The organism is Phenylobacterium sp. (genome assembly GCF_036963605.1).
GTDB lineage: Bacteria > Pseudomonadota > Alphaproteobacteria > Caulobacterales > Caulobacteraceae > Phenylobacterium.
The window spans coordinates 66,286-74,829 of sequence record NZ_JBALUY010000002.1 but is presented as its reverse complement, the minus strand read 5'-3'; the positions used below and the strand labels follow the sequence as shown (position 1 = coordinate 74,829).

The window sequence follows — 8,544 nt, the reverse complement described above, 5'->3', positions numbered from 1 at the left end:
GCAGGAGCGTCTGACCCTGAGGTGGGAGGAGCATGGCGGACCGCCGGTGACGCCGCCCACCCGGCGTGGATTCGGCTCGCGACTCATTGTCGGGGGGCTGGCCCACCAGCTGGACGGGCAGGTCGAGCTGACCTTCCCAGCCGACGGCGTGCGCTGCGTGATCACCTTCCTGGCGCCGCGCCAGGCGGCTGCAGAGATCATGGCGGTCGGTCAGGTGGCGTGAACCCGATCGCCCCTGAGGGCGTTCGTCCTGCAGCCCCTCAAGACGGAGATGCAAGATGATTCAAGCCGCCGAAATCAAGGAACACATGGAAGTCATCGGCTCGGATGGCGATCACGTGGGTCGCGTCGATCATGTGGTCGGCACGGAGATCGAGCTGGCCAAGTTCGACATGGGCGCTGGCCTCAAGCACCACATGATCCCCCTGACGTGGGTGGATCGGGTCGAGGATGACAAGGTCTGCCTGAACCTGACCAAGGATGCGGCCAAGTCGTCCTGGCGCGAAAAGCACTAGGTTTCCGACCAGGCCCTGTGGGCGGTTCGGCCCCTCCGACGCGGAGGGGCCGTTCGCTTATTTGACGGACGCGCAGAAGCGCTGGATGCGGCCGCAGGCGTCTTCCAGCACCGCATTGCTGGTGGCGTAGGAGATGCGGAAGAAGGGCGACAGGCCAAACGCCTCGCCGAACACCACCGCCACGCCCTCTGCTTCCAGCAGTTCGTTGGCGAAGTCCTTGTCCGAGCCGATGACATTGCCACTGGGCGCTGTCTTTCCGATCAGCCCCTCGCAGGACGGATAGACATAGAAGGCGCCCTCGGGCGTCGGGCACTTCAGGCCGCGGGCCTGGTTCAGCATCGACACCACCAGATCGCGACGACCCTGGAACAGCTTGGCGTTGGGCTTGATGAAGTCCTGCGGCCCGTTCAGGGCCTCCACAGCCGCCCACTGCGACACCGACGAGGAGTTGGAGGTCGACTGGCTCATGACCTTGGCCATCAGCTTGATCAGCGGCTCAGGCCCGGCGGCGTAGCCGATCCGCCAGCCGGTCATCGCATAGGCCTTGGAGACGCCGTTCATGGTGAGCGTGCGGTCATAGAGGCCCGGCTCCACCTGGGCGATGGTCACGAACTCCATGTCGTCGAACAGCAGGTGCTCGTACATGTCGTCGGTGAGGATCCACACGTCGGAATGGCGCATCAGCACGTCGGCCAGGGCCTTCAGCTCGGCCCGGGTATAGGCCGCGCCCGACGGGTTGGACGGCGAGTTCAGGAACACCCAGCGGGTCTTCGCCGTGATCGCCTTGTCCAGGTCTTCGGGCCGGAGCTTGAAGCCGGTTTCGGCGGTGGTCGGCGCAAATACCGGCGTGCCGCCGGCCAGCAGCACCATGTCGGGATAGCTGACCCAGTAGGGCGTCGGGATCACCACCTCGTCACCGGGGTTCAGGGTGGCCATCATGGCGTTGAAGATCACCGGCTTGCCGCCCGGTGACACGTTCACCTGGCTGGTCTTGTAGGTCAGGCCGTTCTCGCGGGCGAACTTGGCGACAATGGCTTCCTTCAGTTCAGGAATGCCGTCGACGGTGGTGTACTTGGTCTTGCCGTCCTGAATCGCCTTGATCGCGGCGTCCTTGATATTCTGGGGCGTGTCGAAGTCGGGCTCCCCGGCCCCCAGGCTGATGATGTCGCGGCCCTGGGCTTTCAGTTCACGCGCCTTCTGGTCGGTCGCCATGGTGGCGGACGGCTTGACGCGGGCGAGCGTGGACGATTGCAGCGACATGGAGACGGACTCCCTTTGGAGCGGGTTGGGAAGATGGCGGGTTTAACCTAAGCCCCCGCTCGCGGAAACCCGGCTGGAGCGGGAACGGCCCGATAGGCGGAGCCGTTTGCGCCTTGGCCACAGTCCGGCCGCCCGACGCCAGAAGGCCTCCATGATCCGAACGATCCTGATCCTCGCCCTGCTGACCCCGCTCGCTGCGTGTGGTGAGACGTCGCCGGAGCCCGCCCCTGCGCCCGACGCCGCCTCGGTCGTCGCCGAGCCGGTCTCGAATCCGACGGCCCAGCCAGCCTATGTGGGCCGCTGGGCGGCCAATCCGGCCCTGTGCGCCAGTCGCGCCTGGGAGTTTCGCCATGACGGCCTGTCAGGCCCCGGCGACGTCGCCTGCCGGTTCGAAGGGGTCGCCGCCCTGGACGACGGTTATGAGATCGCCGCCCTATGCACCTCGCAGGCGCCGCCCGAAAGCCGGCGCCTGAGTCTGGACTTCGGCGCTGGCGGACGAACCATGAGCATCCAGGGCGGCCCGGCCGGGGACGCGCTCAGCCTGGTGCGCTGCGCGACCTGACGGGAGGGTGCGCGACGCTTGACCCCCGGCCCAGGATCGGCGAGGCCAGGGCCATGCGCCGCCTGTTCCGGTTCCTGACCAACATGGACGCCCGCGCCTGGCGGGGCGTAGCCGTTTCCTTCGTCCTGTTTGGCGGGGTGGGGCTGGTCTTCCTGTTCGGCGCCCAGGTGCTGGGTTTCGACGGCGAGGCGACGGTCGAGCACTGGCTGGGCATGGCCGCTCACAGTCCCTGGGCGTTGCCGACGGCGGTGGCGGCCTTCGCCCTGCTCGCCTTTGTCGGGGTGCCGCAGTTCGTCCTGATCGCCGCGGCGGTGGTCGCCTTCGGTCCCTGGACCGGCTTCGCCTATAGCTGGACCGGCACCCTGGCGTCGTCGCTGGTGGGGTTCTTCATCGGCCGGGCGGCGGGCGCGCGGGTCCTGGACGCCTTCGCCGGCGAGGGCGTTCGGCAGTTCATGGCGCTGGTCGGGCGCAACGGCTTCTGGGCCAGCCTGATCGTGCGGCTGGTGCCGTCTGCGCCCTTTATCGTCGTCAACATGGCCGCCGGCGTCACGCCGATGCGGCTGTTCCACTTCTTCACCGGCACGGCGCTGGGCATCATCCCGAAGATCGGCGTCACCGCGTTTGCCGGCAATTCCATCGCCCAGGCGATGAAGGGCGGCGGGGTCGGGCATATCGGCCTGCTCGTCGCCATCGTCGTCGGCTGGGTGGTCATGGGGTGGTTCGCCCGCAACTGGCTGAAGTCCCGCGAGAGGGCTGTGGCGGGCAAGGGCGGCGCGGAGTCCGAAACCTGAGCCCCTCAGCGTCCGGCGACCAGGCGCAATGTTCGTCCCTTCTCCAGGGATTTGGCGGGGGTTTGAGCAATTCTGTTGCGGGAAGCGCCGGGGTTGGCTAACAATCCACCCATGTCTACGCAGCGCGACAACCTGCTTCTTGGCCGTTCGCTGGGGCTTAGCCGCCCCTGGGCGCCTCTGTAGGCTCGCGCGAAAGTTCGCGGGGCCGGGCGCTCAGGGGATGACCCCGCCGCCCGACCTTTCTAGAATGAGCTCCCGCGAAGAGATCCTGACATGACTTTCCAAGCTTCCAACGCCGCGTCCGAACGCGATCGCGTCATTGTATTCGACACCACCATGCGTGACGGTGAGCAGTCGCCCGGCGCCTCCATGTCCCTGGAGGAGAAGCTGGAGCTCGCCAAGATCCTGGAGGAGATGCGGGTCGATGTGATCGAGGCCGGCTTCCCCATCGCCTCCAACGGCGACTTCGAGGCGGTGCGCCAGATCTCCGAGATCGTCACCGAGAGCACCATCTGCGGCCTGGCCCGGGCGGCGGCCATCGACATCGAGCGCTGCGCCGAGGCGATCCGCCCGGCCAAGCGCGGCCGCATCCACACCTTCCTGTCCACCAGCCCCTCGCACCGCGACCACATCCTGAAGATGAGCCAGGAGGACATCCTGGAGGCCATCACCCGTTCGGTGACCCACGCCCGCAACCTGTGCGACGACGTGGAATGGTCGGCCCAGGACGCCACCCGCACCGAGCAGGACTTCCTGCGCCGCTGCGTCGAGGCCGCCATCAAGGCCGGCGCCAAGACGGTGAATATCCCCGACACGGTCGGCTACACCTATCCGTCGGAATATGAGGCGGTGTTCCGCGACCTGGTGGAGAACGTCCCAGGCGTCGAGAACATCATCCTGTCGACCCACTGCCACAACGACCTGGGCCTGGCCGTGGCCAACAGCCTGGCCGGCGTGCAGGGCGGGGCGCGCCAGGTCGAGGTGGCGATCAACGGCATCGGCGAGCGAGCCGGCAATGCAGCCCTGGAAGAAGTGGTCATGGCGCTGAAGGTGCGCGGCGACCGGCTGCCTTACTTCACGGGCGCGGAGACCCAGCACATCACCCGGGCCAGCCGCTATGTCTCGGCGATCACTGGCTTCCCGGTGCAGTTCAACAAGGCGATTGTCGGCAAGAACGCCTTCGCCCATGAGAGCGGCATCCACCAGGACGGCATGCTGAAGGACCGCGGCACCTACGAAATCATGACGCCGGAAAGCGTCGGGCAGGGCGCCTCCAATCTGGTCATGGGCAAGCATTCGGGCCGCCACGCCTTCCGCGAAAAGCTGAAGGCCCTGGGCTATGAGCTGGGCCAGAACGCTCTGAACGAAGCCTTCCAGCGCTTCAAGGATCTGGCGGACAAGAAGAAGCACGTCTTTGACGACGATATCGTGGCCCTGGTGGACGACGCCCTGGCCTCGGGCGCCGACCGCATCCAGGTCAAGCAGCTGCGGGTGATCGCCGGCACCGAGGGGCCGCAGGAGGCGCATCTGACCGTGACGGTCGAGGGCGTCGAGCGGTCTGCCACGGCTACGGGCGATGGCCCGGTGGACGCAGTGTTCAACGCCATCCACGAGGTGGTGCCGCATACCGCCATCCTGCGCCTGTTCCAGGTGCATGCGGTCACCGAAGGCACCGACGCCCAGGCCCAGGTCTCGGTGCGGCTGGAAGAGGACGGTCGTATCGCGACCGGCCAGGCCGCCGACACCGACACCCTGACGGCCTCAGCCAAGGCCTATGTGAACGCGCTCAACAATCTCTTCGCGCGCAAGGAAAAGACCGCGCCGGACGCCATCGCCAGCGGCTTCTAGGCCGGTTCCTTTTCATCTGCGCAAGGCAAGACGGCGCTGAGGCGCGCCGCCTGCGTCTCTGCGCGCCAGCCACCCCGCGCCGTCACGACGGGCGGGGGAGGAACCGCCCATGCTCTGGATCGCCCTGACGATCGCCGCCGCGCCTCTGCAGGTGGCGCGCAACGCCCTGCAGCGAGGCCTGATCGGAGAGGCCGGGCCGTGGGGCGCGACACTTGTCCGCTTCCTGTTCGGCCTACCATTCGCGTTGATCATTTTCGCTGCGGTCGCCCTGGCGACGCCCCACGCCCACCCCAGCTTCACGGCGCGATTCTGGCTCATGGTCAGCGCCGGCGCTCTGGGGCAGGTGCTAGCCACGGCCGCCCTGCTGGTAGCCATGCGGCGGACGGGCTTCGCCGTGGCGACATTCATGCAGCAGTCCTCTCTGCCGCTGGCCGCGCTCCTGGGGGCCGCGGCCTTCGGAGACAGTCTGACCGTGCAGGCCTGGCTTGGGGTCGCGGTGACGACTCTCGGCCTTTGCGTCCTGTCCTGGCCGCGATCTGGCGAAGGCCATGGCGTCATGCTGGGAAGTCTGCTGGGACTCGCGTCGGGCGGGGCGTTCGCCGTCGCCCTCAACGCCTACCGTCACGCCGGGCTCGCCCTGGAAGCCGATCATCCCATCTATGCGGCCACGGCCTCGGTTTGCGTGGCGCAGGCTCTCCAGACCGCGGGCCTCAGCGCTTGGCTGGGTCTTCGACGTCCTGCCGTGCTGCTGGCGGTGGCGCGAGCCTGGCGCCAGTCCCTGGGGGCGGGATTCTGTGGCGCAGCGGCCTCGGCCTGCTGGTTCTCGGCCCTGGCCCTGGCGCCGGCTGGCATGGTGCGCGCCGTCGGCGTGGTGGAGGCGCCCATCGCCGCGGCCGCCGGGCGTCGGCTGTTCAAGGAGGCCCTCACCCTCCGCCAGGGCCTCGGCGGCGCGGCCACAGCATTGGGGGTCGTGCTGACGGCCCTGGGCTGAACCTGCGTCAATGATTCGTGGGCGGACGTCGCCGGAGCCGTGGCGACGCCTGAGGCGCATCAGCGCAAGGGGCGCGTGCAAGAGCTCCGTCAGGGTTGAATCTCCAGCGGCGGCGGGTCCCTGTCGCCCCGCTCGGAGCCGCGCCAGTGAATAAGCCTTGAAATCAACAAAGGGGCGGGGCACACGAACCTCAAGTCCTTCTCGCGACAGCCTGATCCGCCCACGCGCCTGAGTCGGCGCCCCTTGGGTCGGGGTGTCGTAGAAACGCTCTCCAAGCCCCCCATTTCACCAGGGCCCTGCATGATTTCGTCCCTCTTCGGCGCCATCTCGAACGACATCGCCATCGACCTCGGCACCGCCAACACGCTCATCTATATGAAGGGCAAGGGCATCGTGCTGAACGAGCCTTCGGTGGTGGCGCTCAGAAACATCGGCGGACGCAAGATCGTCCACGCCGTGGGCATCGAGGCCAAGCAGATGCTGGGCCGGACACCGGGTCACATGGAAGCCATCCGCCCCATGCGCGATGGGGTCATCGCCGACTTCGAAGTCGCCGAGGAGATGATCAAGTACTTCATCCGCAAGGTTCACAACCGCAAGGGCTTCGTGAACCCCAAGGTCATCGTCTGCGTGCCATCGGGCGCCACGGCGGTGGAGCGGCGCGCCATCAACGACTCCTGCCTGAACGCCGGCGGACGCCGGGTCGGCCTGATCGACGAGCCCATGGCTGCGGCCATCGGGGCGGGCCTGCCGATCCATGAGCCCACCGGCTCCATGGTCGTCGATATCGGCGGCGGCACCACCGAGGTGGCCGTGCTGTCGCTGTCGGGCATCGTCTATTCGCGTTCGGTCCGCGTCGGCGGCGACAAGATGGACGAGGCGATCATCTCCTATATGCGCCGCAACCATAACCTGCTGATCGGCGAGACCACCGCCGAGCGGATCAAGAAGGAAATCGGCACCGCCCGGGCGCCGGCCGACGGCGAGGGCCTGTCCATCGAGGTCAAGGGCCGCGACCTGATGCAGGGCGTGCCCCGCGAAGTGCGCATCAGCGAGAAGCAGGCCTCCGACGCCCTGTCGGAGCCGGTCGGCCAGATCGTCGATGCGGTGAAGATGGCGCTGGAGGCGACTCCCCCCGAACTCGCCTCGGACATCGCCGACAAGGGAATCATGCTGACCGGCGGCGGCGCGCTGCTGCGGGGCCTGGACGCCGAGATCCGCGACCACACCGGCCTGCCGGTGACGGTGGCCGACGATCCCCTGTCCTGCGTGGCGCTCGGTTGCGGTAAGGTTCTGGAACATCCCAAGTGGATGAAGGGCGTCCTGGAATCCACCCTGGCCTAGACGGTTCCGGGTTCGGACGGAAACGTCGGAATCAGGCAAGGTCGTCCTTACGCCTAGGGTGTGACGAGCGCATTCAGCCGTAATCTGCTTGAAGCGCTCAAGGTCTAGGATTTGCTGAACTGACGCAGGCGGCGCATGGCCGTCTTCGTGTCTGCGGGGAGACGGGCTTAGGTGTCCTTTCGGGACAATCCCTTCGGTGAGATCCGGGTGCCGCTGGTCTGGACCGCCGGCGTCGCCCTCATCGTGGCCGTCGTCGTGGCCGCCGCCCTGCTGCTCGGGGACCGCCGCGAGACCTTCCGCAACGAGGCCTATGGGGTGACCCGTGAGGTCAGCGACGCCGTCAGCGCCCCGGTCACGGGCGTGGTCTCCGCGCCGCTCCACTGGCTGGGCTCGTTGTCCGGGGCCATCGGGGACTACTTCTTCGCCGTCTCGGAGAATCGCCGTCTTCGCCAGCAGCTCGAGGCCGCCGCCGCCCTGGAGCAGGAGGTGCTGAGCCTGCGCGACCTGAATGAGCGCTATAGCGACCTGCTTGGCCTGAGGACCAATCCGCCGATCCCCATGGTTTCAGCCCGCGTTGTGGCCGATGCGCGGGGCCCCTTCGCCAACACCCGGCTGGCCAACGCCGGAAGCGAGCGCAATATCCGCATCGGCAACCCCGTGATGAGCGAGCACGGCCTGGTGGGCCGGGTGGTCGGCGTCACCCGCGGGGCCAGCCGCATCCTGATGCTGACCGATATCGCTTCGCGCACGCCGGTCATGGTGGATCGCACCAATGCCCGGGCCATCCTGACCGGCGATGGCGGCCCCAATCCCAAGCTCGACTACCTGCGCGGCCAGGATCCGGTAAAGGAAGGCGACCGCATCGTGACCTCCGGCGACGGCGGCCTGATGCCCCGGGGGCTGCCGGTCGGCGTGGCGGTGCGCGGCGTGGACGGCGCCTGGCGCGTGGTGCTGAGCGCCGAGTCAGGGGCGGTGGACTTTGTGCGTGTCCTGCTGTTCGAGGACTTCGCCCAACTGGTTGACCAGGAGGAGCTGAATGCGCCCTCCGAGCCGCCAGCCAACAGCACGCTGCCAGCCGTGGGTGTGACCTCGCCCCCGCCACCCCCTGCACCGACACCGACACCGACACCGACGCCGACGCCCACCACCCGGGCCCCGGTCCAGAAAGCCCCTGCGCCACGCGCTCCGGCGCCCAAGGCGCCCACGCCTAGGCCGCCGGCTCCGAAGACCCCG

8 protein-coding genes and 1 pseudogene are annotated in these 8,544 nt (G+C 67.9%); 8 read left to right on the top strand and 1 reads right to left on the bottom strand.

The genetic code is table 11. The annotated features are described in order from the left end of the window. Both V7702_RS01135 and V7702_RS01130 read left to right on the top strand, forming a co-directional pair. Window positions 1–223: pseudogene (locus V7702_RS01135) on the top strand (hypothetical protein); the annotation flags it as partial. Window positions 224–278: 55 nt separating this feature from the next. Beyond that, the gene (locus V7702_RS01130; protein WP_335648303.1) at window positions 279–515 is read left to right on the top strand and encodes a DUF2171 domain-containing protein; all 237 of its coding nucleotides are present in this window, start codon (window positions 279–281) and stop codon (window positions 513–515) included. Window positions 516–572: 57 nt separating this feature from the next. On the opposite strand, the gene V7702_RS01125 is transcribed toward V7702_RS01130, so the two are convergent. After that, window positions 573–1,775, bottom strand: a complete 1,203-nt coding sequence (locus V7702_RS01125; protein WP_335648302.1) for a pyridoxal phosphate-dependent aminotransferase — start codon at window positions 1,773–1,775, stop codon at window positions 573–575. 151 nt (window positions 1,776–1,926) lie between these two features. Here V7702_RS01125 and V7702_RS01120 point away from each other — a divergent pair, with 151 nt between their 5' ends. From V7702_RS01120 to mreC, 6 genes are all read left to right on the top strand, one after another. Next, entirely contained in the window at window positions 1,927–2,337 is a 411-nt protein-coding gene (locus V7702_RS01120) for a hypothetical protein (RefSeq protein ID WP_335648301.1), read from the top strand. A gap of 53 nt (window positions 2,338–2,390) precedes the next feature. Then, window positions 2,391–3,128: a TVP38/TMEM64 family protein gene (locus tag V7702_RS01115; protein WP_335648300.1), complete on the top strand. Its 738-nt coding sequence runs from the start codon at window positions 2,391–2,393 to the stop codon at window positions 3,126–3,128. Window positions 3,129–3,401: 273 nt separating this feature from the next. Beyond that, window positions 3,402–4,976: a 2-isopropylmalate synthase gene (locus V7702_RS01110; RefSeq protein ID WP_335648299.1), complete on the top strand. Its 1,575-nt coding sequence runs from the start codon at window positions 3,402–3,404 to the stop codon at window positions 4,974–4,976. 109 nt (window positions 4,977–5,085) lie between these two features. Next, entirely contained in the window at window positions 5,086–5,967 is an 882-nt protein-coding gene (locus V7702_RS01105; RefSeq protein ID WP_335648298.1) for a DMT family transporter, read from the top strand. Between the two features lie 300 nt (window positions 5,968–6,267). Beyond that, complete coding sequence (locus V7702_RS01100; protein WP_300574823.1) at window positions 6,268–7,311, top strand: rod shape-determining protein; 1,044 nt, start codon at window positions 6,268–6,270, stop codon at window positions 7,309–7,311. A gap of 171 nt (window positions 7,312–7,482) precedes the next feature. Next, window positions 7,483–8,544, top strand: a 1,062-nt coding sequence (gene mreC / locus V7702_RS01095) for a rod shape-determining protein MreC (protein WP_335648297.1), incomplete at its 3' end; no start/stop codon positions are given.

Coding starts and splice junctions, on each gene's coding strand:
- V7702_RS01130 (WP_335648303.1), top strand. CDS start 279: ATGATTCAAGCCGCCGAAATCAAGGAACACATGGAAGTCATCGGCTCG.
- V7702_RS01125 (WP_335648302.1), bottom strand. CDS start 1,775: ATGTCGCTGCAATCGTCCACGCTCGCCCGCGTCAAGCCGTCCGCCACC.
- V7702_RS01120 (WP_335648301.1), top strand. CDS start 1,927: ATGATCCGAACGATCCTGATCCTCGCCCTGCTGACCCCGCTCGCTGCG.
- V7702_RS01115 (WP_335648300.1), top strand. CDS start 2,391: ATGCGCCGCCTGTTCCGGTTCCTGACCAACATGGACGCCCGCGCCTGG.
- V7702_RS01110 (WP_335648299.1), top strand. CDS start 3,402: ATGACTTTCCAAGCTTCCAACGCCGCGTCCGAACGCGATCGCGTCATT.
- V7702_RS01105 (WP_335648298.1), top strand. CDS start 5,086: ATGCTCTGGATCGCCCTGACGATCGCCGCCGCGCCTCTGCAGGTGGCG.
- V7702_RS01100 (WP_300574823.1), top strand. CDS start 6,268: ATGATTTCGTCCCTCTTCGGCGCCATCTCGAACGACATCGCCATCGAC.